We start from the raw sequence: 25,896 nt of genomic DNA, 5'->3' as shown, positions 1-25,896 counted from the left end.
AGGCTAAGGGGCCTAATCAATTATGCGCAAAATTGTCGGCGCGCGTCTGCTCTGCGCGCCCTGTCAATGATTGGAGCACAGCTGAGTCGCCCATCATTTAGAAAGTAAATTAAGCTCGGCCAATGCTGCGCTGTAAACGACGTCATACAGTTTGCACCCTGCCACTACGCTTTTGAGACGTTCGCGCGCTTGATCGACTTGTCCGGCATGAACAATGGACTCGCTCAAGAAGAACTCAGCTTCGCACGCGCGCTTGGCTTGATCCTGGCCAGACCCGATACGGGATGCCGCCTGAACTTGCCCCGAATCGACCGCATCCAGATAATACTCGAGCATCGGCGCCGGCCACATGTCTCGCCTGACTTTTGCAGCGTTCTCGGTCAGCTCGGCGCGGTCATTTTCTCCACCGTGCACGCGAGCGATGTGGAGCCAGATCATCGCATATGGATTGGACGGCCGCAGACGCACCGCGGTTTTGAAATCCTCGACACTCGCCGTATTATCCCCGGCAAACAATCGGGCGCGTCCTCGACCGAGATAATAGGCTGGGTCTCCGGGAGCAAGTTGGAGCGCCTGATCGAAATCGGCGAGCGCCGCAGTAAGATTTCTTACTGTCAAATTTGCATTGGCCCGATTTGCCCAAAAGCTCGCGTCCCCCGGCCTCAGGCGGATCGCCGCGCCGAAATCTGCGATCGCCTTCTCAAAGTTTCCCAGCATCAGATGCACCGCGCCTCTGTTGCCGATTGCATCCGCAAACGTCGGCTGCAGTGAGATTGCCTGGTCGTAATCGGAAAGTGCTCTTTGTAGATCGCCTTTCGTCAGAAAGGCGGCAGCGCGGTTGTAATAAGCTTCTGCATAACTCGGCTGAAGGCGAACAGCCTCATCATAGTTTTCGATCGCTCGATCCAGATCGCCTTTTCTTTCGTAAGCGCCCGCAAGGTTGTTGAAAATCATCGGATCCCTGGGACTTAGTCGGCGCGCGCTAAGAAAGTCGTCGATGGCGCGATCGTATTCGCGCTCGAATGTCCAAATCAGGCCCCGGTAGATGTAGGAATTGGGAAAGTTCGGCAAAAGCGCTATTGCAGTGTCGAAATCGGATAACGCTTTGTCGCGAATTCCCATGCCCTCGTAACATACACCTCGGCTGTAGACGAGGAAGCCGCGGCGCTCACTATCGAAATTACCCTGACGAATTGCCTCGCTAAAAAGCTGAATGGCTTGCACGCAATCGCGACGCTGCTTCGCCGCAAAACCAGCCTGTGCCAAATCGAGTGCGTCTGCCTTCGCCAAAGGTATTACAGACAAAGTAATGAGCGTCACGAAAAGTCCGAACACCAACGGTGGGGCCGATTGTTTGGAAAGCGCCCTGAGCATAAAAGCGACTGCCCCTAAATATAGCGAGATGTCCAAATATTAGCACACTTAGGCGCCAAATGCTCACGTTAAGGACATGCTGGCACCCCATGGTCGCAGTCGACCTGCTGGGAAGATGCGATCAGAGCCCCGCTGGGCAATTCTCTGATGTTGCGCTCATCTTCGGCCTCGGTATCAAGGAACGCTACCTTTTTAAGGGCGATCGGGCGTTGCCTTTGCACAGCACGCTCGTGAACCGCCATTTCACGCTGTATCACTCCTTTGATCGCCCACCCCCGGTGACGGGAGAATGTGACCATCACCGGTGCACAATATCACCTCATCCATTGCCCACACAACAGCGCAAGCCTGGCCAAACTGCCTGCACCGTCGCGCGGTCCGACACATTTACAACTGACTTTGCCAGCGAGTTAATGTCCTCCGTATCGGCACAGTCCCAATGCCCTGCTTTGCGCTGATGGAAGACCCACACAGCGCGGCTGTTTCACTTCCGTCATGAAACGCACGAGAACCGCCATCAGTCCAGATTGAATACGACAAAGAGATGAGGTGCGATGCACTGCGGCTCTGGACAGGCAGCTCAAGCGCTTCGAAGGTTTTGTCTCTGCTGCCATTCTCGACTTCACAGCCCGATTTACTACTGGCGCGTTAAGCCGTCTAGATTGCGCAGATCGTTGTGCAGCGTCGTGGCGGCGATTGCCGCGTGGCCCATCGCGACGCTGATCTGATCGAGCGCGAAGACGATGTCGCCTGCGGCGTAGATGCCGCCTCGGCTAGTGCGTTGCTTTTGATCGACCGCGATACAGCACCCATCCGCCATGTCGAGACAGAGCGCCTGGGCAAGATGGTCGTTCGCTTCGGAACCAAGCGCCGGATAGATGGTGTCGAAGCTGAGCTGCGAGCCGTCGCGAAAGTGAACTATCGCGCGACTACCGGTGCAATCGAGGCGCAAGGGCGGTCGTTCTTCCACGCGGATACCGTGGCGTTCGAGAAGGGCGCGGTCGTCGGAGCTGATATCGACTGCACCCGCCGAGAGTATGGTAATGTCTTCGGAATATGTTCGCAGGAACAAGGCTTCAGCGACGCCCCTCGCATCGGCGCCGATAACACCGATAGCCTTGTCCCCGGCCTCGAAGCCGTCGCAGACCGGACAATAGCGCAGCAGACCGCGCTCCAGCGCAGACCGATGCATAGCGGGATCGAGGTCCGGGCGCCGGTTGTTGGTGCCGGTTGCCAAAAGAATGGTTCGCGCTTCGAGCGCGATGTTGTTACCACACGCCAGAAAGCTGCCGTCCCGCTCCTCGATCGTCTCGATACGGCCCCGCAGCAATCCGGCACCGTAGAGCTCCGCCTGAGCGCGCATACGACTCAACAGCTCCTTGCCGCTAATTCCGTCGGGAAAGCCGGCATGGTTGTGTGAACGGGGTATCCAGAGTGCGCGGCTGTCGCCGTCGTCCACTACGGTGACGCGTCGCCGGTACCGCGCCAGATAGATCGCAGCAGTCAGGCCCGCAGGGCCCCCTCCAACAACGAGGCAATCGAGCGGACGGCCAGTTGACAGGATTTCATCCATCACGGTGTCCCGTGTATTTGGGGCGGTGGAAGCCACGCTCGGGCGGTGGCGGCTAGAGAGCACTGACCGGAACATCAAGCGGCATCGGCAGAATGACCCGCCCGTTACTTGCGGGCTCCGGGAAGCGCCCAGCCGCGATGTTGAGCGGCAAGGATGCGAGCAGGAGCGCTGGCATTTCGAGCCCGGCATCGCGCTCCTGCCGCAGAGCGATGAACTCCGCTTCGGTCCGCCCCTTGCCGACATGAATATTTTCGGCCCGCTGCGCGCCCACTGTGGTTGCCCAGGCGGGCGGGCGGCTGCCCTCCGCGCCGTAATCATGGCAAACGAACAAGCGTGTCTCTTCGGGCTGATCGAGGATACGACGGATCGAAGAATGGAGCATGCGGGCGTCGCCGCGATGGAAGTCGCAGCGCGCCGTTCCGCTATCGGGCATGAAGAGCGTGTCGCCCAGAAAAATCGTGTCGGCGATGCGATAGCTCAAATGGTCGATCGTGTGCCCCGGCGTCGCCCAAACCTCGATCGTCTCTTCGCCAAACCCCAGGCTGTCGCCTTCATCCAACAGACGGTCGAACGGACGTGCATGCGTTTGCGGCAGGGCATAGACTTGGCGAATAACTTCGGCGACCTCCACAACGCGCTTGCCGATTGCCAGTCGGCCGCCGAGCGTTTCACGCAAGGCCAGGGCGCCGGAGATGTGATCGTGATGAACATGGGTCTCCAGAAGCCATTCCAGTGACAACTTCTCGGCCCTTATGAAATCCACGATACGGTCAACGGGAGCGCGGCTGGTACGTCCCGACTTTGGATCTAGATCGAACACTGGATCGATGACAACACAAGAACCGGACGCAGCGCATGTGACAACATGCGTTGCGGTGCCACTGCGCTGATCGTAAAAGGTCTGGACACTGATAGTCATTGCCACCTATCCGTTATGGGTTCACGACTTGACCTGCGTCACCGCGATAAGCTTGGCCTCAAGGGCGCCCGCCGGAAATTTCATGCACACCGCGTTTTGGGACCGACCCGTGTAACGTAATCTCTGTCGCCAGTTAATAGTCCTCGCAGCAGAATGTTTCGAACATAATCCAACGAATTTACCACACCAAGTTGTCCTCAAACTTGTCTCGCGCTTACCAAAGAGATTGGTAGAGCTTCACGGAGGGGTCTCGCTCGTATGGCGATGGATGATGCGCACTGCCCGGGTAGTCGCCAGTCACCGTCGTGACGGTGGCGCGCTTCGACTTCATCCCGCAGGGCTGCGGTGATGCCACCATGACGCACTGATGCCCAGGCGAAGCGGCCAAGGTAGCGTTGATCGAGGAATTAATCCGGCGTCTCACGGGCTCGATGTCTTACGATGCCCCTGTATAGCAGCTGGGCTATTCGCCAGCCTAGACTAGATTCCCGCCCGGTGACGAGACGGGTTCGGGATTGCCGCCGTACAAAGTTGCGAATGACGGACAAGAGCGAATCGCCAATGACGGACGGTGCCCAACTTGACCACCTTCGGTGGGCGGCCATCGACGACATCATCACGTAGAGAATCTTCAAGCCATCGGAGCAGAACGGGTTTGGCACCATTGTCTCATGCTGAAGACGATGGCTGCGTCGTCGCCTACCTCATCAGGCATGGCTAGCAAATGTGTGGCGAGCACGCGGTAGGCTTGATGGGGAAGAGCTTAGCAAACAAGTTCGATCATGTTCTGTATGATCTTCGACAAGCAAGGACAAGTCGGCAGGGCGAGGGTGAGCGGCAGCGCACCAGATGGCCCGTCGAGCCCTGCCATTCCAGCGCTGTTAGACAACGAAGATAAGCCGGCTCCGGCGCAACTAAGATCCGCCGAACCGTTCCCTTGCAGTCTGACGCAACACGTCAAGCTTATCTGTGATCTTTGCCCAACTGACCTTTCGATGGCGGAGGGTGTCGACTATTTCGCAAGGTGGTCGCGGTGCGCCTCGGCCGTGGCGTTGAGCGATCCAGGAGCAGCGAGCAGACGGTGAGTAGGCCATATCGCAGTGTCGAAATCCTTTGGCAATGTCGCTTGGCCCCACATGAAAAGTTGGCAGGCCTCCACATCGTAAAACCCTGTGTATGCTGCAAAATATCCTGTAAATTGGAAACGGAGTTATTGCTTTGAGCGCGGTCCCAGGTAAGCCCAGACGATCCGACTCAACCGCCAGCAGGGAGCCTTTAAGACCCGACTATCATAATATCGCCAGCACGTGCCGCATAGTCGAGCGCGTAGGCGAGCTCGCCGGGTGTCTCGGCGTGGACATGAAAGAGCGGCTGTCCGCGGTCGACGTCGTCGCCAAGCCGCACCTCCATGAAGACGCCGGCAGCCTTGGCGCCGGGCGCGCCAGCGAGCTTGGCAAGCCGCGCTAGTTTGCGATTGTCGATATGAACGATTCGGCCTGCGCGCGGCGCAACCAATGGATAGACGTGGCGCGCCTGCGGCGGAGTGCGCAGTCCGCCCTGCGCCTCACAGATGGCTTCGAACTTCTTCCACGCTGCGCCGCCGGCAAGCGTCGAGAGCGCCAGCGCTGCGCCGCTTCCCTGGCTGGCCTTGCCGCCAATTTCCAGCGCCGCGCCCGCCAGCGTGACAGCCCGCTGGCGCAGGTCATCGGGCGCGTCGGATTTGTTATGCAAAACGGAGAGCACATCGAAGGCTTCGAGCGCCGGACCGATGCCACGGCCGACGGGCTGCGAGCCATCGGTTTGAAGGCATCTGGCGGCAAGGTTAAAGCGCGCAGCCACTGCGGTCATGCGCTCGGCAAGGCGGTCAGCGACGTCTTTACCGCGCACCTTCGCGGTTGCGCCGACCGGGATATCGATGACCACGTGTGTCGAGCCTGCAGCGATCTTCTTCGAGAGGACGGACGCAATCAACTGACCTTCAGTATCGATATCCAGTTCGCGCTCCACCCGCACGAAGATATCGTCGGCCGGGCTGAGGTGGACCGCACCGCCCCAGGCAATGCAGCCCCCTTCCGCCTCCACCACGCGCCGGAGAGTCGCGATGTCGAGATCGACAGGCGCCAAGGTTTCCATCATATCGGCCGTACCGGCCGGCGAGGTGATCGCGCGCGAGGAGGTCTTGGGCATGACTAGGCCGTTCGCGGCCACGATCGCCACGACAATCGGCGTGGTGCGGTTGCCGGGAAGCCCGCCGATGCAGTGTTTATCGACCACGATCGCGGCATCCCAGCGCAGGCGGTCGCCGACATTCACCATTGCCCTCGTCAGACTAACCGTTTCCTCTTCGTCCAGCGGCAGCGCGGCGCTCGCGGTCAGGAAGGCGGCGAGGTGCACGTCGGTGTAGCGGCCGGCGACAACATCCCTCACGATCTCCGAGAAGGCGGTCGTATCCAGACGATTGCCATAGATACGCCGCCGCACATCAGCGAGCGAATCCATTGCGGGTGGATGGGAGACCCTGACCTCGTCGCCTTCCGCGACGCCAAGAAGGTCCCAGGCAGTTTCCGACAGCCCGATCTCATCGAGAGCCAACATAGATTCGCCTTCGATCTGAAAAAGAGTCGCCTGGACCTGGCGCCTGCCATTGGCCACGAGAACCTGAGAGCGCGAAGCAAATCCCTCGGCCCGGCAGACGTGACAGTCGGCACGCATGACTACGATCGCCTGGTGCTGGCTATGCAGCCGGAGGCGGCGTACACGGTGCCTTGGTTGATCGGCACGAGCAGTGCTATCTGTCGTCGTCATAGATCGAAGATCTGGTTCTGACGTGGCACAGCGGCATCCCACCCAAGTTCGCGATCAATCCGCACCCGCAGCGCTTCGGCGGCGTCGGCCTCGCCATGGACGATGAAGACGCGAGACGGAGCGCGGCGGAAGCCGGAGAGCCAGCGCATCAGCTCGTCGGCATCGGCATGTGCCGACAGCATCGACAGGTCATCGACTTCCGCCCGAACCGGGATCCATTGGCCATGGATCCTGATGTCGCGCGCGCCCTGAAGCATAGCCCGTCCTCGCGTTCCAGCAGCCTGGAACCCCGAGAACAGGATCGTGTGCTTGGGATCGGTCGCGAAGGCTTTGAGATGATGGAGGACGCGACCTCCCGTCGCCATCCCGCTCGCCGATACCACCACCTTGGGCCAGGGGCTGGTCGAAATCGCCTTGGAGCTTTCCACATCGCGCGTGTAGGTGGCGATGCGGCAGATCGCGTCGCATTCACTCGAAGACAGTTGGTGATCGTCGTGGTGGGCGTGGAGCAGGCCAGTCGCTTCGATCGCCATCGGGCTGTCCAGATAGATCGGGACGCTCGGAAGGCGGCCGGCGGTTTGCAGGCGCCACAGATGATAGAGTAGCGACTGTGCCCGTCCGACCGCGAAGGCCGGGATGACCACTGTGCCACCGCGCTTGATGGTGCGCTCGATGACATTGCCAAGCGCTTCGGTGGGATCCGTCACATCGTGGGTACGATTTCCGTAGGTCGATTCAACGACGACGTAATCTGCTTCGGCGATAGCGGCTGGGTCTGGAAAGATTGGATCGCCGTAGCGACCGAGGTCCCCTGAAAAAGCAATGCGGCGGCCGCCCCATTCGATCTCGGCGCTGGCGGCTCCGAGGATGTGGCCGGCGTAGCGAAACCTCACGGTCGCACCACCTGGGAGCGTCGTGACCGTGTTGAAAGGAACAAGCGAAAAGAATTCCATGGCGCGTTCGGCATCACGCGCGCCGTACAGCGGCAGCGCCGGCTTGTGTTTGGAGAACCCTTTCCGATTGGCGTACTCAGCGTCCTTCTCGTTGAGGTAGCCGCTGTCCTTGAGGATGAGCTCTGCGACATCGCGTGTCGCCGCGGTCGCGTAGATGCGGCCACGAAAGCCGTCACGCACGAGCTTGGGTAAGTCGCCCGAGTGATCGAGATGAGCATGGGTCAAGACGACGGCATCGATGCTCGACGGCGCGACCGGCAACGGTTCCCAGTTCAGCTCGCGAAGGTTCTTGAGGCCTTGAAATAGACCGCAATCAATCAAGATGCGCTTGCCGCCGTTGGTGAGGAGATGTTTGGAGCCGGTGACAGTGCCGGCGCCGCCGAGAGAGGTCAGAGTCAACATTGCGAACTTTCAGAATGTGAAGGCGGCCAAATCCGCCGGATCGCCGCGTCCGTCGAGCGCGCCTTGCTCGGTCGAGGAGAGAATCTCGTCACGCTTCCAGCCGCCGAGAGTGCCCGCAGCGTCCACCAGATGCGCCCAGCTGCAGCGGTTGGCGAACAGCATGCTGGCAACGTCCAACGTACCACCCCGGCTGATATAGCCGCGCGCGACAGTCCTTTGGGGGCCGGAGTCGATCCGCCGCAACAGGCCGAGCATTGGTTCCGGTCTCGTGTGAGACGCGATGACTCGCAGCAGCCCGGCCGGGAACAGCGCTGCAATATCCTCCTCGCTGGCTGTGAAGGCGGCTTCGATGGAATCGCGGGGGATTCGGAATCGGCCTGGCTCCGAGAGAGCGGTTACGAGAACGCGGCGGCCGCGCGCCTTGAGGCGATGTGCTGCCTTGAGCACCTCCTCGAGCTGGTAGGCGCCGATGGCGACGAGTTGCAACTCGGCGCCGTCGCGCTTGCCTTCGATGTGAGCGGCTCCGTCGGCAATGAACTTGAGCGCAGCCTCGCCACCGAGGCGATGCGGCATGTCGCGCTTCGACACGATAAGGCAAGCCACCTGTCCGCGGCCTTGATAGACGGCTCGCAGGGCGGCCATAGCGCTATTGGTGTCTACGGGAAACAGCACGCGCGCCGTGTCGGACATCTCACCGAGCAGCGCCTCGCCAATGGTCGGATCCTGATGCGACTGCTCGTTCTTGGAATTCTCCCAGGTGTGGGACGTGACGACGAGCGGGACGGATATCCAGCCCGGCTCCTGGCCGACCTCACGCTGGCGACGAGCGAAGACGATCTCCTGACGCAGCCCGCCCAGCATCTTCATGGCGAAAGCCTCATAGCTGACGATCAGGTTGACGCCTCCTTTGTTGGCAAGCGCTGCGCCTGCAACCGCTTCCTCGTTGAGCGCGGTGATGACCGCCCCATCCACGGCATCGGCGACGTTGGGCTCTGAAACGTTCACCCGGTGGCGCAGCCTGTCGAGGGTTGCACCCATATGGTTTGAGCGCAGCTCGTCGGGGTTGCCGACACGGGGCCGTAGGCCGGGGTTCGCATCGATGAGGCGGACGAACCAGCGGTCGATAGCGTGCATCGCGCAGTCGGGCGGACTGCCGGCCGCGGTCCAATCAGGTTCGGGGAGCACTGGGGCCGCAGGTCGCCGCAGCGCGAGGGGGTGCCGGCTTTCGGGCGCGCGGCCCTGCTTGCCATGGACGGCGATCGCTGCGGCGGCTTGCTCAATCTCGTCCGGCGGCACGAACAGCGCGCGGGCCGCATCGTTGAAGGCAGTCCTTGCTGCTTTGTCCTGTGCGGGATTGCCGCCAAGCGGCAGATTGTGCGCGGCATTCGTGCCCGCGCCTGGAAAGCCGAACCCTTTGACGGTTTCGGCGATCACATAAGGAACAGGCGCCGGATAGGAATGCGCCGCATCCGCGGCGAAACTCTGGAGTCGGCGCTCGGCTTCCAGGATGGCCCATGCGAAGGCGGCTGGATCGCGGCCGTCGACGATGAAGGGATCAAAGCCGTTGAGCTTGAGATGATCGGCGAGCCATGTGGCGCCGCCCTGCTGCACGATCTGGACACGCTCTTCGATACGCCGCCCGTTGAGAACCATGACCGGGATAACATGGCCCGAATCTTCCGCGCGCCACCAGCGAGGCGTCCAGTCCGAACCGCGCTGTTCCTCGAAGGCGCCGTCGCTCAGGAACGCCACGAGGCTTTCGCCGGGGAGCGGCATGTGCACGTACTGTACTTCGGCGAAGCCGAGATAACCGCCCTCTGAGATCGCGCCGGCGGTATTCGGTCCGGCGTGGCTGCCCAGCGGCACAGCAGGAGCGCCGTCGGGGCCGATCTTGTATGAGTAGAAGTCAACGGCGAGCTGCGACAATCCCTTCTCGCTACGATCATAGCGACCCGCCTGCGCTGGCGAGACATCGCCGGTAAGGGCGTTGACGGCCTCGATCGCGGCAACACAATGGCCTTGGCCCATCAGCCAGGAACGCGTCGTCGCTGAAATCGCGTTGGCCGTCAGATAGCCGACAAAAGCCGGAACCATGTTGAGGGAGCCGCCCGTATGTCCTTCCGGCGTGGCCTTGAACGCGTCCGCCGGCAGAGGCGCGCCCGAGAGATCGACGCGCTTGGCGTAGGTCATGTGGACCACGGTCCACATGGCGGCGGAGGCAAGGCGGTCGGCGGCCGCCAGCAGCCGATAGAGCATTTGCGGGTCGATGCGGCCTGACGCAGCCAGCGCCCGTACGCGCTCGACCGTCTCTTCGCGATGGACAATCGGTCCATGCCCCTTGCGCCAAATATTGAACATCTCGGAATCTGTGCCGCTCATGCTACTTCACCGCCTTTTTGGATCTGGTTTCGGGAGGCGGCACTTTCACCGCGCCCCGCTTGTCCAGGATGGCGGGTCGCTCGCGGGAAAGGAATCGAGACCGGCCCGCTCCACCTCATCCAGAGGCTCGGGCGGACGCCGGTGCCGGACGAGGTCTGCCGACGATGGAGCGCTCGATCCGAGCGCGTTCGCAACCAGCGGCGCAAGGCCGATGGCATTGCTCTCATGAGGAACAGAATCTGTCGAAACGATCCGGCTGCAAAGCGGCGCAAGGCGCTGGAAAGAATCTTCGGCAAAAATGCCATGCACAACGACCACCACGGGTCGCGCAAAGCCTTGAAGCGGAAGTTTGCGAGCGGCTTCGATCAGCGTGCGGCCGGACGAGGCGATGTCGTCGACCAGCACCGGCTGCCGGCCGCGCCATCTGGACAGATCGGGCAATTCGACGTCGACATTGCGATCGCCATGCCGGATCTTGCGCAGCACCGCGTGTGGGGCGCCAATGCGTGCGGCGATAGCCGATACCCATTGCCCGCTCTCTTCGTCGGGACCGACGAGAAGAGGATTGTTGACTTCCGCGGCAATCCAATCCGCCAGAAGTGGCGCCGCATGCATCGTATCCGTCGGGATCGTGTAGAGCGCCGAAAGAGTCGAATATCGGTGCAGATGCGGATCGACGGTGACCAGCCGGTCGAAGCTCGACGAGACGAGCCGCGCGAAGCTCTTCGACGTCACCGCCTCACCCGACTGAAAACGGCGGTCCTGCCGCATATACGCGAGATAAGGCGCGATCAGAGTGACCTCTCGCGCGCCAAGCGCCCGCGCGGCATCTGCCGCGAAGATAAGGCGCAAGAAGCCATCATCGGGCCTTGCGAGGGTGCAGACCAGATCGACCGCCTGACCTGAAACGTCAGACAGGATACGGACGTAGGACTCGCCATCCGGAAATTGCCGGGTTTCTATGGGGCCGAGCTCCCAATGCCCGGCTGCTGCCAGATGCTGCCCAAAGGCTTCGTTGCCCGGCAGGGAAAGGATCAGTCGAGGAGCAGATCCCGGATTGTCTTGTTTTTCTGTCATCCTTCCTCGACTCTAGAATTTGCCGAAACTGGGTGATGGCTACCCCAATGATGCCGCCGGTCGCTCATTTCCGACAGGGGAATTACCACAAGACAATGGTTCAAGATTTGACCGGGATCATCCAGAGCGCGGCCAGAGCGATAATACTTAATGTCGGCGTCTGCCGAATGCTCCAGCCAGACGCCCAAGCATCCTTGGCAAGAGGACGATCAACAGCGCTCCCAGCAACCAAATCACCACGGCCGCCGGTTTCAGGATGATCCTGAGCAAAGCGACGGCTTGCTCGACCAGACCGCTGGATTTCAGGCTGTCGATCGCGACGCCGACCTCTTTGCCGACGCCTATCGCACTTCCGGCGTCCTTGCCCGCTTGCAACACGGCGCTGCCGCTGGTCGCAAGCCACGACAGGATGATATCGAGTGCGACATATCCAACATAGACAACGACCGTCCATGCAAGGAGGCCGAAGATGACGACAGCCCACGAGATCGGCGCTCGCGGCGGAGTATCATTCGAGTAACCGGACCTGGGCGCCGGGTATCGATTTGACCCAGGACCCTTTCGGAAAACACGCTCATTCCAATGGTCGTTGCCCACGTCGTCCTCACTCGTTCACTGCGGCAAACTTCTCGACGAATCAAAACGGCTGCTTCGCTTCGGCTCCCTGAAGCGCTTCGTCCTCGATCTGGATCGTCACATGTGTCAGGCCAAAGCCAGTCTTCAGCGCCTTCTGGGCTGCGGCCAGTATCGTCCGCGCTGAGGCGGTATCAGTCACGACAAGGTGGCCGCTCATCGCATCGGCGCCGGACGTGATGGTCCAGACATGGAGATCACGAACGGCAAGGACGCCCGGAATCTCGAGAAGCCTCCTTTCAAGCAAGGCTATGTCGATTTCCGGCGGCGTGCCCTCCATGAGAATATGGATCGCTTGCTTGAGCAGGATCCACGTGCGCGGGACAATGAACAGCCCGATGCCGGCGCCGATGATCGGATCGACTAGTTGCCAGCCGGTCAGAACCACCACGATTGCAGCCACAATGACGCCGAGCGAACCGAGCATGTCCGCCAGCACCTCGAAGTAGGCGCCTTTGACGTTGAGGCTCTCCGCCGAGCCGGCGGAGAGCATTTTCATGCTGATCAGGTTGACGATAAGACCGGCGACCGCGACAACCAGCATCGGACCGCCGATGATCTCCGGCGGACTGAGAAATCGCTGATAGGCCTCGTAGAGGATATATACAGTCAGAAGGAGGAGAACCACGGCGTTGGTGAGCGCCGATAACACCTCCATGCGGACATATCCAAAGGTATTCTGTGGTGTCCGCGGCCGTTCGGCGAACCGGATCGCGATCAAAGCCAATGCCAGGCCGCCAGCATCCGTGAGCATGTGGGCTGCGTCAGCGAGGAGAGCGAGGCTGCCGGTCCACAAGCCGCCAATGACCTCGACAACCATAAAAGTGGTGGTGAGGGTCAGCGCAATGTACAGCCTGCGCTTATGACGCCCCGCTGCTGTCGCGGTAGATACTGGGTCGCTCGCTGAAACCCCTGCGGCCATATAACCCTCTTGCGCCTAGCATTCAGTCGTTGGGACGGCGCGCCTCAAGCATCAGCTCTTGCTTGTACAGCCTCGGGCACGGATGCAGATTCTTTTCTACGATCACTCTCATCCCAACCGGGGCATAACGCCGCTCTCCTGAGAACGCACGAAGCCGTCAGCCTAACATGTTCACCGATCGGACGTCGGCGCGAAGACAGGATTCACTTTCCCTCAGGATTTGCTCCGGCCACCGCCGTACCGCAAGAGCGGCAAAATTTAGAGTTGGCTGGAATTGACGCATTGCACTTCGAACACGCCGCCTCGGACGATCCGAAGCGCTGGCCACAATTGGCGCAAAAACGGCTGTCCGGCGCGTTGTCAGAGCGACAGCTGGGACACACAAGCACCCGCTGTTGCGCGGGCGGCGGCGATTGATCCCAGTCCGGATTCTGCTGATTGCCCCAAGGCGCACCACGATCGGGCCCTCGGCCGTACCGGTCTCCGTGGCCGCCTCCATGATGACCGCCTCCATGGCCGCCGCCATACCTCCGGCCAAACAGACGGTCGAGAAAATGCGAACCCACAGCAACCTCCTACGAGTAAAAGTCTGCCAACATGAAATAAGGCGCCTGTCCAATCTTGACAACCGCCGAGAACCGGTCCCGCCGCCATGTGTTCGGGCTCCGCAATTGAAAGTCAATTGCAAACCCCGGGATTTTTTAGCTAGAATCTCGCATTAATTTTGTAACATTCCGCTCGCTCTGAACGAATGGAGACTTTCTGGCCGAGCGGTAGCCAATCATCGACTGGGGCGGAAGAGGCTGGGCACGGAAAATCTCTTCGTCGTGTAACAGAGTAACAGGAACCCCTGCACGAGCACTATTGTTCTGGATGTCCGTTGGCGAGTGGGAGATGACGATGAGATTTGCAGCCTTGAATTGGGTGGAAATGGGCTCCCACTTGGTCGATTTGGCTATCGCCTACATTTTGGCATTGCCGATTGGATGGGAGCGCGAAAGTCAGGAGCGCAGCGCTGGTCTACGAACCTTTCCGCTCGTCGCGATTGCCGCATGCGGTTTTGTGCTCGTCGCGATCCGCGTCTTGGGCGAGACCTCGATGGGTCAAGCTCGGATTCTCGAAGGTCTGATTACGGGAATAGGATTCATTGGCGGAGGTGCCATCCTGAAGCGCGGAGACCATACGTCCGGCACAGCCACAGCGGCCAGCTTGTGGGCAACAGGGGCGCTCGGGGGAGCTGTTGGCTACGGTCTCTATGATATTGCCCTGATCCTCAGCATTGTGACCTTCGCAACTCTCCGCTCTCTTGCCCCTCTGAAAAGCATGATCCAGCCCTCAACACCCAACGATGGCAAAAGCTAATATTTGAGGCGCGCGTCCACGCCAGAAATCGTCATTTCGACAAAATAATCAACACATTGGGCGGCGGACAGACCTCGCACTTAAATCCTTCGGCGTGCGTGCACCTCGCACGCGATGCTAGTTGGTCAAATCTGGCGCGTCTTCGCCCAGAGCGGTGGCAAGATCAATCAAATGGTCTTGCTCATCGAGCAAGATCTCGCGGATGTGCTCGGCGATAGCGAATTCGCCCAATGTTTCACACTGACGGATCCGCTCGCGATAGTTCTTGATTGTGTCGATCTCGTTCTGAAGATCTGCCCGCAATATCTTCTCCGCGCTATCGGATACTTCGATGGGTTTTGGAATCGTCGTTGGTGTAGCGCCGAGATAATCAATTTGCCGAGATATCGTCAGCGCGTGTCTAAGCTCTTCCGCGGCGTGCTTTTGTAGCTGATCCGCAATGCTCATATACTCAGCACCCTTGAGCACTTGCGAATAGACAACGTACGCGATGATCGCTTGGTATTCGCGAGCCAAGTCTTCGTTCAGCAGCGCCGCCAGCTTCTCGCGTGTAATCGAAGGTCTGTTGTCTGCCATTTACCCGCCCAATGTGCGTTATTCGGCATAGACAACGCTGCGGTGTTATTTGGGTTCCTTTCGAAATAAGCCCGGTTACAAAGATGTGCGAGAGACACCCCATGAATCGCGCGAGTTTGCCAGAAACGCTTTGATCGAGAGAGGTACAGCTAACAGGGCAGCTTTTTTTGCAGTAATCGCTGATTGCGCCTGCTTATTATTATTTTCAGCGTTACATTTCCACGCCCGTCCGAGCCAAAAGTAGAGCCTGCGGATTTGCGGATTGTCCAAGTTCGCGCGCAGCGCCACTACGATTAGAGGGTGATCAGCTCGACCAGACTTTCGATGTCTGACGATTCGCCTTCTCAAGGCACGAGCCGGCAAAGCTAATGATGCCCGTGGTGCTGCAAATGACCCCCGAAATTATGTCCACTGGAAAGGTGCCCACCTAAATGGTGACCGTAATAGCCACCTAAATGGTGACCATAATAGAGCGGCACATAGACGGGATAGGAGTACGCGGCGTACGGATAAGAGCCGATCGGGTATCCCCTGTAGCCACGATATGCGTAATGCCGATGTCGGTGGCGGTGTTTGCGGGAATGAACTTGTTGGAATAGGTCCCCTCCGATGGACGCACTCGGCGCCAGAGATTTAGGAGCGGCGCCGGGCAAAGCGCTCGCCGCATTGGAATACAAGAGGCACGCCGAGGCCGCGCTGATCCCGATTATGAGAAGTTTCCGCATCATCACCTCCTTTAGGTATCGTACAATCAAAGACTCTTGCGCAGCTCCGAAGGTACGACGCTTGACATCGCGGCTTATGCCCGACGTCAGAGACAGCAAATAAGCTTTTTTCATGCCGCCTCCGACCACAAACGAAACGAGCCACGGCAGTAAGGAAAACGGCAATCTTCGCATTGGGTTCCAACCACAATTATGCGTGGATCCCCAACAGTTCGCTCAGCCGAAGGCTGAGGGCGGCCGGGAAATCCGGGCAAGTACCGCGCGGAGCCTTGATCGCCGCCCCTCGCGGAATCTCCCTAAGCCGACTATTGCCCGCCGAACCGTTCCTACGCAGTTTGGCAGGACACGCCGAGGGGCTCTGCAATCTTTGCCGAGCTTACCTCTCGATGGCGGAGCGTGTCGACGATCTTCGCGAGATGCTCGCGATGCGCCTCTGCTGTGGCGTGGAGGGGTCCAAGGGCCGCGACGAAACGATCAGTCGGCCACGTCGCCGGATCAAAATCCCGCGGCAGTGCAGCAGTGCCGGACATGAAAAGTCGGCCCGCTTCGACGCAAGCGTCGCAAATATGGACGCCGCCCGGCCCCGCGGCCAGCTTAGCGACCTCGCGTTCCGATTTCCCGCAGAATGAACAGCATAGCTTGCGCCGCACGATGAGCCCTCCTGTCAGGACATCCCTGACTGTAAGGGATGTCCTGACAAGATCCAAGGCTCAGTCGTTCCATCACGGCTGGAATAGCCTTCGTATCTTTCGCCGACTCCCGTATCCGCCCATATTGCCCGGGCGGCTCCTCCGGTGGGGAATACGCCGAGCTGCTATTGTCTCCTGTCGCGATACGCGAGTAGCCGCAGCGCGTTGACGACGACCACGAGCGTCGAACCCTCATGCACCGCGACTGCCGCACCGATGCTGAGCCCCAGGATCGTCGCGGGCACCAGGAGCACGACTACGCCGAGGCTGATGAACACGTTCTGCAAGATGATCCCGCGGGTATGGCGGCTGAGGCCCACAGCAAAGGGCAGGTGACTGAGATCGTCGGCCATCAGCGCGACGTCCGCGGTCTCCAGAGCGACGTCGGAGCCGGCCGCGCCCATCGCGATGCCAACCGTGGCGCTCGCCATTGCCGGCGCGTCATTCACGCCGTCGCCGACCATGGCGACCTTCTGCTCGGCGCTCAGCTTCTTGATCGCCTCAACCTTGTCCTCCGGCATCAGATCGCCCCAGGCCTCGTCGAGCCCGACATCCTTGGCGATAGCGTCGGCGACCTTCTGGTGGTCGCCGGAGATCATGATCATCCGCTTGATGCCGAGCGTGTGCAGCTCGGCCAGCGCCTTGCGCGCGGCGGCGCGTGGCGTATCCATCAAGCCTATCGCACCTAGTTCCTTGTCGCCGTAGCGCACGACCATCGTGGTGCGGCCGCCGTCGCGCAGTTTCGCAATGGCGGCTACCATGGCCTCGCCCAGCGGCGCGATGCCGTCGGCGCCGAACATCTCGGCCTTGCCGATCCAGACCGGTTTGCCCTCCAGCGTTGCGGTCACCCCGCGTCCGGTGAGGCTCTTGAGATCCTGCGCCTCCGCGACGTCGCGTCCACCCAACCGCTCACGGCCGTCGCGCGCGATCGCCTCCGCAAGCGGATGGTCGCTGAGTTGCTCGACGGCCACGGCGACCCTAAGCAGTTCGTCTTCCGAAACACCCTCGGCCGGGACGATGTCGGTGATGCGCGGACGGCCCTCCGTCAGCGTGCCGGTCTTGTCGAACGCGATCGCGCTCAGCGAGCCGAGATTTTCCAGTGGGGCACCGCCTTTTACGAGAACGCCGCCCCGCGCCGCTCGCGCCACGCCCGACAGCACTGCGCTCGGCGTGGCGATCGCCAGTGCGCAGGGACTGGCCGCCACCAGCACCGCCATGGCGCGATAAAAGCTGGCGCTGAACGGCTCATCGATCACCATCCAGGCGAACAGCAGAATGACGGCGAGCGCCAGCACCGCCGGCACAAAAATGCGCTCGAACTTATCGGTGAAACGCTGGGTCGGTGATTTCTGAGTCTCGGCCTCGCTCACCATCTGCACGACCTTGGCGAGCGCGGTTTCCGTCGAAAGACGCGTCACCTCGATCTCGATCGCACCCGCGCCGTTAATGGTCCCGGCAAACACGCGCGACGACGCCTCCACGGCGTTGGGCTTGGCACGCGCCCTCGTAACGTCCTCGACCGGCCGCTTATCGACCGGGATGCTCTCGCCGGTCACCGGCGCCTGGTTGACGCTCGACTCGCCCTTGACCAAAAATCCATCGGCGGGCAGCCGCTCATTTGGACGCACGACAACCACGTCACCGACCACGAGGTCCTCTACGGGGACCTCGCGCGTCTCGCCGTCGCGGCGCACCGTGGCCGTCCGAGGAGCCAATTCGGCGAGCGCTTCAATCGCCTGCTTGGCCCGCCCCATCGCATAGTGCTCGAGCGCGTGGCCGAGGCTGAACAAGAACAACAGCAACGCGCCTTCCGCAAAGGCGCCAAGCGCCGCGGCGCCCGCCGCCGCGACCAGCATCAGCGTGTCGATCTCGAACTTCCTGAGGCGCAGATTGTCGATCGCTTCGCGCAGCGTATAGAACCCGCCGAAGAAATAGGCGGCGATATAGCAGGCGGTCGGCAGCCAGGAGGGAGCCGTTGGCAGGAGCTTCTCGATCGCGACGCCAACGCCAAGTAGAGCGCCACAGGTGAGCGAGAAGATCAGTTCGGTGTTGGGCCCGAGAAGGCCCCCATGCGCATGATCGTGATCTTTTTCGCCCCTGCCGCCCTTGTCTTCGCCGTGATCGTGGCCGGCATGATCGGGACCGGCATGATTATGGCCCCCATGCTCGTCAGCCGCCTCGTCCTTCCCGGAACGCCGCGGCTCCGGCGCAGGCGCCCGGGCGACGACCTGCTCACGCACCGTGACACCCATTTTGGCGAGCGCATCGCGGACGGCCTTCTCAGACCCCTGGCTCCGGTCAAATTCAACACGCACCACCCCGCCGGCGCTCGCTTGCGCCTCCAGTACGCCCGGCACTGTACGCAGACCATCGGCAACCGTGCGTGCCCGGCGCTGGTGGGCGATCCCTTCGACCTGCCACAGCAGATGGCCGAACCGTTCGCTGATCGTGGCACCGGCGCTCGCCGCGAGCTCGCGGATCCGCGGTAGTGGTATGATCTCCGGGTCGTAGTGCACGCAAAGCTGGGCCGGCTCGCCCGGGCCGGTGCCCCGCACGTGCACCTCCTCGACGCCCGCGCGCCCGCCGATCTCCGAGGTGAGCCGCGCGACGCAGGCATCGTCGGCGTCCGGCACGTCAGGCAGCAGGATCGGAATATCCAGACGAAGTTTTTCGGTCATCTCACACCTCTTTGCCTCAAGCCACTGACGACGATGGGAGAGCGCTGCCAGCCTGTGCTGGCCGCTTCCTCATCATTTCTCCGAGATGGAGACGGGGCTGACCGGACTGTTCTCACGATTGCATAAATGCCGCGATAGTCCAATCTTCGTATAGCCTCAATGGTAGAAACGCTTTTCGTTCTGACGCCCGCAGCGCATGCCAAGATCACCGCAATGTTCGCCGCTCCTCTTCCGGTTGAGCGGACCGGCAATCGGTCGGATCGGGCGATCCTTGGTGCAATGAATAGCTAGATTAATGTTTGTTCTCTCGGCCAGATTGTTGAGCGAGATCAACCCCTGCAAGCGCAAGATGCGATAACAATTGGCTGAGCCAACGCGGAGAAAACGGAGAACAGATGGCCTTCAAAGACTTGCTGATGGTCCTGACGACCTACCCGGATCCAACGCCGGTCGCGGAGCTTGCCCAAGGCGTCGACTTCGCCGCAGCCATCGGCGCCAAGATTTCGGCCGTTGCCTGCGAAGTTGAATTTCGAATTCCAGGAAGCGTTGTCGGTAACCTATTGAATGTTCCCGCATTGGCCGCCGCTGAGAGCAGGAAGAGTTCGACGAATGCGCTAGCGCTCTTAACCACATTCCAGCAGGCCGCTGAGAAGCGGGAGGTATTTCACGAGCGGCGATCGGAGACTTGCCTGATCTCAGAAGTTGCGGACGTATTGGTCGAACACGCACGCCTTCGCGATTTGACGATCGTCCCCGTAGGAGAGGGTGATTATGTCGATGTCGGCGATTGGTACGTTGAACAGATCGTATTCGGATCGGGACGCCCTACACTTATCACCCCGAAACCAGCCAGTCATCGCGGTGCGCTCACATTGAACACTGCGGTGGTGGCTTGGGATTTCAGCCGACCTGCAGCGAGGGCGATTGCCGACGCAATTCCGATACTGGCAATGGCCAAACGGGTGTACGTCGTGACGGTCACCGGCGACAAGGCAATCAATACCAGGCGTTCTGGCGCAGAACTCGCAAAGCATCTGGCGATTCATGGTGTCGAGGTCACATTGGATACGACCAATGCCGCCGGTCGAAGCATCGGCGACACACTCGATTCGTATGTTGCCTCACGCGAGGCCGACCTTCTCGTTATGGGAGCATACGGACACTCTCGCATTCGAGATTTCATCCTCGGCGGGGCAACAAAAAGCATGCTCGCGCGGCCGCCGCTTCCGATCTTTCTGTCGCATTGATTGCGAGCACGAACGGCTTTCTCAGGGCTGCGCGATGATACGCCTGCAAACCGACATACAAGTGCCCGGCTTGAACAGCCGTGAAGTGACCGACTTCATGCTGAACTGCGACGACGCCAGCTATCAAGCCTGGTGGCCCGGGGTTCACTTGCGATTTCACACTGTGCGCAAGGTCGCAGGCGATGTCGGCAACCTGATTTACATGGATGAATATGTCGGTCGTTTCCGCCTGAAATTCCATGCGGTTGTGACCGCCTCGATTCCAGGCAAGGAGATCACCTGGCAGTTCGTCAGGGGCGTGCGGCTCCCCGGAAGACTCATCCTGGGCCTCGAAGACGAAGCGGACGGCGTGGCGATCTCTCACGTGGTCGAGGCCGGATTTCGCGGTCCGGGCCGCATATTCGATGCGGTCTTGCGCTTTTGGTTCACGCCCGAATTCGCGGATGCGCTGGACGAGCACGTGCGCACCGAATTTCCGAAGCTACGGGACTTGCTGCGTTCGCGGGGCTCTGGGGCCGCCAAGGCGTAGCGCAAAGGCGATCCGCCGCTTTTTGCGTTCGTGCGTCGGCTGGGCCTTGGATGGTGTTTGCTCTGCTTTTTTATCGTCCACGGGATCGCAAGGACTTCCGGAACCGCCACAGCGACAGCAGGAAGAAGGCAAGGCCGATCGCGAATAGGTTTAGCAATTGAGGCCAGACCGCACCGAGTCCCGCGCCCCGGAACAGGATCGACTGCGACAGGGACACGAAATGCGTGTCGGGCGCGGCCATCATGACCGCGCGGACAGCACTTGGCATGCTCTCCGCGGGCGTCAATCCGCCGGCGAGGACCTGCAGCGGAAACAGCACCATCAGCAGCAGCAGGCCAAACTGGGGCATGGATCCCGCGATCGTCGCAAGGAGGATGCCCAGCGACGCGGTCGCAAATAGCTGGAAGACCAGGCCCAGCATGAGCAGCCACAGCGAGCCGGCAACCGGAATCGCAAGCCAAGTCTGTACCACGACGGTGAGCGCGAACAGAGCTGCCAAGAACACCGCGAGCGCCACCGGCCAGATCTTTGCCAGCATGATCTCGATCGGCGTCACCGGCATGACCAGGAGATGCTCGATCGTGCCGCGCTCACGCTCGCGAATGAGCGCCGCGCCGGCCAGAATGACCGACAGGAGCGAGACGTTGTTGATGACTTCCATCATCGCGCTGAACCAGCCGGCATTGAGCTCGGGGTTGAAACGCGCGCGCAACACCAAATCGACCGGCGCCGCTTCTGCCGCACGATAGTGCCGTGCGAATTCGGTGACCTCGGCCGAAACGATCGCCCGCACATAGCCGGCGCCGGTGAACGCCTGAGTCATGCGGGTCGCGTCGACGTTGAACTGGATCGCCGGCTCGCTGCCGGCCAAAACGTCGCGTTCGAAATTGGGCGGGATCACGAGCGCGAAAGTGTCGATGCCTGCATCCATGCGCTGGTTCATTTCGGGGAGCGAAATGACCTTGGGGGCGCTGAAATAGGGACGATAAAAGGCCGACGCGATCCGCGCCGACAGCGACGAGACGTCCTCGTCGACGATCGAGATCGGCGCGTTGTTGAGATAGAGCGGAACCGCCGTCGCCGCGACGTAGATCTGCAAGGAGAAGGCGTAGGCAATCAGTGCCAGCAGAGCGGGATTGCGAACGAGGCTCCATAACTCCTTGACGCCCAGCCGCCAGATGTTCGAGGCACGCATGGCTCAGCGCGCCTGCTTCTTGAGAAAAAGCACGCTCAGGCCGATCAGGACCGGACCCGCGGCCAAAAGCGGCACCAGGGATGACCGGAGTTCGGCAAACCCCAGCGCCTTGGAGAAGGCGCCGCGCGCGATGGTGACGAAGTGGGTCGCCGGGTTGACCGCGCCGATGAGGACGGCCGAACCTTCCATGGAGGCGACCGGATCGATCATGCCGGAATACTTGACCGCCAGCAGCATGGTCGCGAGCGTGGTGAGGAAGATCGCCGCGATCTGGCTGTTCATAAAACTCGAGATGAACAGTCCGAGCGCGGTCGTCGCGATGACATAGAACAGCCCGCCGGCGATGAAGGCGGCAAGGTTTCCGGTGAAGGGAACGCCTTGCACGAAGATGCCGAACGCCGTCAGCGTGACGAGATTCATCATCGCCAGGCCGACATAGGGCAATTGCTTGCCGAGCAGAAATTCCAGCCGGGAGACGGGCGTGACGTAGAAATTGACGATCGAGCCGAGGTCTTTCTCCCGGACGATGCTGAGCGTCGCGAGCATCGCGGGAATGAGCAGGAGAAGCATGGCGATGACCGCCGGCACAATGGCCTTGCGGCTCTCCACGTTCGGATTGTAGCGGAAGCGGGTTTCAAGCTGGAAGTCGCCCGCCAGCGCCCGGGGACCGAGCTTCTCGCGCATCGCCTGCGCCATCCAGTTGGCATGGACGCCTTCGACATAGGCGCGCGCGGTCTCGGCGCGCGACGGCATGGCGCCGTCGATCCACGCGCCGATCTGCACCGGACGGCCACGCTCCGCGTCGCGCGCAAAGCCCGGCGGAATCTCGATGGCAAGGCTGAGCTCGCCGCTGCGCATGCGGCGATCCAGGTCCGCGTAATCGGCGATGGGCGGACGTTCCGTGAAATAGCGCGAGCCCGCGATATCGAGATCATAGCTCCGGCTGATCGTGGTCTGATCGTGGTCAAGAACCGCATAAGGCAGGTTCTCGACGTCCATGCTGAACCCGTACCCGATCACGAAAAGCAGAAGAAGGCTGCCGATGAAGGCGAAGGAGGCGCGGATCGGATCACGACGCAGTTCAAGAGTCTCGCGTCGGGCGTAGCTCATCATGCGCCGGACGTCGAAGAAACGCCGCGTGCTCGCATTGGGATTCGCGCCGGCATGCGACCGAGCAGCGTCGGACGTCGCCGGTGCGGTGACAGCCTGGCCGCCGCCCGCTTCCTGCAAGTGGCCGATGACGGCTTCTTCGAGATTTGCCGCGCCACGCGCTTCCACGATCGCGGCAGGCGTATCGCTGACGAGCACCTTGCCCGCATGCATCAGGGAGATGCGATCGCAGCGTTCCGCCTCGTTCATGAAATGTGTGGAGATGAAGATGGTGACGCCGTCCTGGCGCGACAGATCGACGAAGCTCTGCCACAGCGCATCGCGCGCGACCGGATCGACGCCCGAGGTCGGCTCGTCGAGGATCAATATTTCCGGGGCATGGATCGTCGCCACGGCCAGCGAGAGCCGCTGCGTGACGCCGAGCGGCAAGGCATCCGGCAGGCCGTCCATGATCTCGGTTAAGTCGAAACGCGTCGCCATCGCGTCGACGCGGGACGGGATGTCGGCAGCAGGCAATTCGAATAGCTGGGCGTGCAGTTCCAGATTTTGCCGCACGGTGAGTTCGGAATAGAGCGAGAAGAACTGCGACATGTAGCCGACGCGCCGGCGCGTCCCGAGATCTTGCGGATCGAGTTCACGACCGAACAACCGGGCCGTGCCGCCGCTCGCGGGCAGCAGGCCGGCCAGCATCTTCATGGTGGTAGTCTTGCCGCAACCGTTCGAGCCGAGAAACCCGAAAATCTCCCCGCGCGGAATGCGAAAACTGACATGGTCGACAGCGGTGAAGTCTCCGAACCGGGCGGTGAGACCCTCGGCCTCAATCGCCGGCTCCTTGCCGTTGTCCTCTGGCCGCGGCGGAATCACCACCGCGCGATGCTGCTTACGCCTCTCGTCCGGCATCAACGCGATGAAGGCGGCGTCCAGCGACGACGTCCGGGTCTGGGCCTGAAGCTCGGCGGGGCTGCCGGCGGCGAGCACGCGCCCGGCATCCATGGCCACCAGCCAGTCGAACCCGGCCGCCTCCGCCATATAAGCCGTCGCGACGATCACGCTCATTTCCAGCCGCTCGGCCCTGATGCCGGCGATCAGATCCCAGAACTGGCGACGCGCCAGCGGATCGACGCCGGTGGTCGGCTCGTCGAGGATCAGAAGGTCGGGATCGTGGATCAGCGCGCAGCAGAGGCCCAGCTTCTGCTTCATGCCGCCGGAGAGCTTGCCGACGGCTCTGTCCCGAAACGGACCGAGGCCGGTGCTGACGAGCAGGTCATGGATGCGCCGCTCGCGCTCCGCCTTGGCGTGCCCGAACAGTCGCCCGAAGAAGTCAATGTTCTCGAACACTGAAAGCGTCGGATAAAGGTTCTTGCCGAGTCCCTGCGGCATATAGGCGATGCGAGGACCAACCCCGTTGCGCTCGCGCGCGCTGGACATATTCGCGCCGAGCGCCTCGACATAACCCTGCTGCACCTTGCGGGCGCCGGCGATCAGCGACAGCAATGTCGATTTGCCGACGCCGTCAGGCCCAATCAGGCCAAGCATGCGCCCGGTCGGAAAGTCGAGCGTGATATCGTCGAGCGCGCGCTTCTTTTTGAAGACATGGCTGACTCCTCGCAGCCGAGCAGCAAGCACAGCCGGCTCTAACGTGCGCTGTTCCTGCTCATGCGAGATCATTCCAACACTCTTTGCGGAAGGGTCTCCGGCCATTGCGCCGCCGGATTGAGCTTCACATACGCCACTCCCGGCAAGCCCGGCTTGACGTACTCGGAATATTTCTTGAGCAAGTCGCGTGCGATCCGCACGCGGACACGGAACATCAGGCCTTGCCGTTGTTCCGCTGTCTCGACCGTCTTCGGCGTGAACTGCGCGATGTCGGACAGGAAGGACACCGTCGCGGGTATCGCCACGTCCGGCGCCGTATCAAGCACGATGCGAGCCTCCGCACCGAGCGAGAGGCGGCCGGCCTGGGCGGTCGGCAGGAAGAAGGTCATGTAGACGTCGTTGAGGTCGATCAGGTTGAGCACCCGGCCGCCAGCGGCGATCACTTCGCCCGGCTGCGCCACGCGGTATTGCACCCGTCCATCGCGTGGAGACCGAAGGGCACTGTCGTTGACGTCGACCTGAATACGCTCGATCGTGGCTTCGGCCGCTTCGATGTTGGCTTCGGCATCGACGATCTTAGCCCGCGCCGAAGCGATGCTCGCCTCGGCTGCAGCGACTTGCGCACGCGCGGCGTCACGTGCGGCCGTCGCTCCTTCCCTCCGGGCTCGGTCGTCATCGAGCGTCTGAAGCGACACGGCATTGCGTTCCGCCAACTGCTCCGACCGCTCCAGCCGGCGTTGCGCGGCGTCGAGCTCGGTCGCCCGCTGTGCGAGAACCGCCTGCGCCGCGGAGCGCTCGGCTTCGCGCTGTGAAACTCCGCTCTGCGCCGCCTGCTTGGCAATCTGGCTTCGCTGCAGAAGGGCGCGTGCCTCCCGCAACTGGGCCTGGAGCGGAAGCGTATCCATGTGAACGAGTATCTGTCCGGAAGTGACGACATCGCCTTCCTGAACGAGGATTTCCCTGATCCTCCCCGACGAACGGGCCGCGATGTCGATCGCGACCGCCTCCATGCGACCGTTCCCGCTCGCAATTCCGGCCGGCAATTCGCTCTTGGTCAGCTGCTGCGTCAGATACCAACCGCCGACGCCTGCTGCGACGGCGATGGCAATCCAGAGCCACGGCTTTCCTGTGAACATCTTGCTCATTCCGGCC

The 25,896-nt window shown here is 61.4% G+C and carries 19 protein-coding genes; 3 read left to right on the top strand and 16 right to left on the bottom strand.

From position 1 onward, the window contains the following. Positions 1–93: 93 nt before the first annotated feature. The 10 genes from ASG57_RS11675 to ASG57_RS39955 all read right to left on the bottom strand — a co-directional run bounded on the left by ASG57_RS11675 (position 94) and on the right by ASG57_RS39955 (position 13,420). The gene (locus tag ASG57_RS11675; RefSeq protein WP_230646654.1) at positions 94–1,320 is read right to left on the bottom strand and encodes a tetratricopeptide repeat protein; all 1,227 of its coding nucleotides are present in this window, start codon (positions 1,318–1,320) and stop codon (positions 94–96) included. Positions 1,321–2,011: 691 nt separating this feature from the next. Beyond that, complete coding sequence (locus ASG57_RS11665) at positions 2,012–2,947, bottom strand: NAD(P)/FAD-dependent oxidoreductase (protein ID WP_057196294.1); 936 nt, start codon at positions 2,945–2,947, stop codon at positions 2,012–2,014. Between the two features lie 52 nt (positions 2,948–2,999). Further along, positions 3,000–3,866 (bottom strand): MBL fold metallo-hydrolase, encoded by an 867-nt coding sequence (locus ASG57_RS11660; protein ID WP_054164243.1) that lies wholly within the window; start codon positions 3,864–3,866, stop codon positions 3,000–3,002. A 1,275-nt stretch (positions 3,867–5,141) separates the two neighbouring features. Further along, positions 5,142–6,671, bottom strand: coding sequence for a thymidine phosphorylase family protein (locus tag ASG57_RS11655; RefSeq protein ID WP_057196293.1), 1,530 nt, complete (start codon positions 6,669–6,671; stop codon positions 5,142–5,144). Continuing rightward, entirely contained in the window at positions 6,668–8,026 is a 1,359-nt protein-coding gene (locus ASG57_RS11650; RefSeq protein WP_057196292.1) for an MBL fold metallo-hydrolase RNA specificity domain-containing protein, read from the bottom strand. The genes ASG57_RS11655 and ASG57_RS11650 overlap by 4 nt, the downstream gene beginning before the upstream one ends. A gap of 9 nt (positions 8,027–8,035) precedes the next feature. Continuing rightward, the gene (locus ASG57_RS11645) at positions 8,036–10,405 is read right to left on the bottom strand and encodes a phosphoketolase family protein (RefSeq protein WP_082528922.1); all 2,370 of its coding nucleotides are present in this window, start codon (positions 10,403–10,405) and stop codon (positions 8,036–8,038) included. 45 nt (positions 10,406–10,450) lie between these two features. Next, positions 10,451–11,482 carry a ribose-phosphate pyrophosphokinase gene (locus tag ASG57_RS11640; protein WP_057196291.1) on the bottom strand — a complete coding sequence of 344 codons (1,032 nt, stop codon included), beginning with the start codon at positions 11,480–11,482 and terminating at the stop codon, positions 10,451–10,453. A 147-nt stretch (positions 11,483–11,629) separates the two neighbouring features. Further along, positions 11,630–12,079 (bottom strand): hypothetical protein, encoded by a 450-nt coding sequence (locus ASG57_RS39095; protein WP_230646655.1) that lies wholly within the window; start codon positions 12,077–12,079, stop codon positions 11,630–11,632. A gap of 40 nt (positions 12,080–12,119) precedes the next feature. Next, positions 12,120–13,037, bottom strand: coding sequence for a cation diffusion facilitator family transporter (locus ASG57_RS11630; protein WP_057196290.1), 918 nt, complete (start codon positions 13,035–13,037; stop codon positions 12,120–12,122). 203 nt (positions 13,038–13,240) lie between these two features. Further along, positions 13,241–13,420 (bottom strand): zinc-ribbon domain-containing protein, encoded by a 180-nt coding sequence (locus ASG57_RS39955; RefSeq protein ID WP_373301726.1) that lies wholly within the window; start codon positions 13,418–13,420, stop codon positions 13,241–13,243. A gap of 517 nt (positions 13,421–13,937) precedes the next feature. Here ASG57_RS39955 and ASG57_RS11625 point away from each other — a divergent pair. Continuing rightward, positions 13,938–14,399 (top strand): MgtC/SapB family protein, encoded by a 462-nt coding sequence (locus ASG57_RS11625; protein WP_054164268.1) that lies wholly within the window; start codon positions 13,938–13,940, stop codon positions 14,397–14,399. A 117-nt stretch (positions 14,400–14,516) separates the two neighbouring features. Here the strand turns inward: ASG57_RS11625 and ASG57_RS11620 are convergent, their stop codons facing one another. The 3 genes from ASG57_RS11620 to ASG57_RS11605 form a co-directional block, all read right to left on the bottom strand. Further along, the gene (locus ASG57_RS11620; RefSeq protein ID WP_057196289.1) at positions 14,517–14,975 is read right to left on the bottom strand and encodes a ferritin-like domain-containing protein; all 459 of its coding nucleotides are present in this window, start codon (positions 14,973–14,975) and stop codon (positions 14,517–14,519) included. A 1,051-nt stretch (positions 14,976–16,026) separates the two neighbouring features. Continuing rightward, the gene (locus ASG57_RS39950) at positions 16,027–16,350 is read right to left on the bottom strand and encodes a ClpX C4-type zinc finger protein (protein ID WP_418899834.1); all 324 of its coding nucleotides are present in this window, start codon (positions 16,348–16,350) and stop codon (positions 16,027–16,029) included. A 164-nt stretch (positions 16,351–16,514) separates the two neighbouring features. Continuing rightward, on the bottom strand, positions 16,515–19,067 hold the full coding sequence (locus ASG57_RS11605) for a heavy metal translocating P-type ATPase (protein ID WP_057196286.1): 2,553 nt from the start codon (positions 19,065–19,067) through the stop codon (positions 16,515–16,517). A gap of 395 nt (positions 19,068–19,462) precedes the next feature. On the opposite strand from ASG57_RS11605, the gene ASG57_RS11600 reads away from it, so the two are divergent. Together ASG57_RS11600 and ASG57_RS11595 are read left to right on the top strand one after the other, a co-directional pair. Next, positions 19,463–20,314 (top strand): universal stress protein, encoded by an 852-nt coding sequence (locus ASG57_RS11600; RefSeq protein WP_057196285.1) that lies wholly within the window; start codon positions 19,463–19,465, stop codon positions 20,312–20,314. 61 nt (positions 20,315–20,375) lie between these two features. After that, positions 20,376–20,843: a hypothetical protein gene (locus ASG57_RS11595; RefSeq protein ID WP_230646656.1), complete on the top strand. Its 468-nt coding sequence runs from the start codon at positions 20,376–20,378 to the stop codon at positions 20,841–20,843. A gap of 70 nt (positions 20,844–20,913) precedes the next feature. Here the strand turns inward: ASG57_RS11595 and ASG57_RS11590 are convergent, their stop codons facing one another. The 3 genes from ASG57_RS11590 to ASG57_RS11580 are packed head-to-tail and all read right to left on the bottom strand — an operon-like array spanning position 20,914 to position 25,880. After that, positions 20,914–22,038: an ABC transporter permease gene (locus tag ASG57_RS11590; RefSeq protein WP_057196284.1), complete on the bottom strand. Its 1,125-nt coding sequence runs from the start codon at positions 22,036–22,038 to the stop codon at positions 20,914–20,916. Positions 22,039–22,041: 3 nt separating this feature from the next. Continuing rightward, positions 22,042–24,816 (bottom strand): ribosome-associated ATPase/putative transporter RbbA, encoded by a 2,775-nt coding sequence (gene rbbA / locus ASG57_RS11585; protein WP_057196283.1) that lies wholly within the window; start codon positions 24,814–24,816, stop codon positions 22,042–22,044. After that, positions 24,813–25,880 carry an HlyD family secretion protein gene (locus ASG57_RS11580; RefSeq protein ID WP_057196406.1) on the bottom strand — a complete coding sequence of 356 codons (1,068 nt, stop codon included), beginning with the start codon at positions 25,878–25,880 and terminating at the stop codon, positions 24,813–24,815. Before ASG57_RS11580 ends, rbbA begins: the two co-directional genes overlap by 4 nt. Between the last annotated feature and the right edge of the window lie 16 nt (positions 25,881–25,896).

Source organism: Bradyrhizobium sp. Leaf396, from assembly GCF_001424605.1.
GTDB lineage: Bacteria > Pseudomonadota > Alphaproteobacteria > Rhizobiales > Xanthobacteraceae > Bradyrhizobium > Bradyrhizobium japonicum_C.
This window is presented reverse-complemented; position numbering and strand designations above follow the sequence as displayed.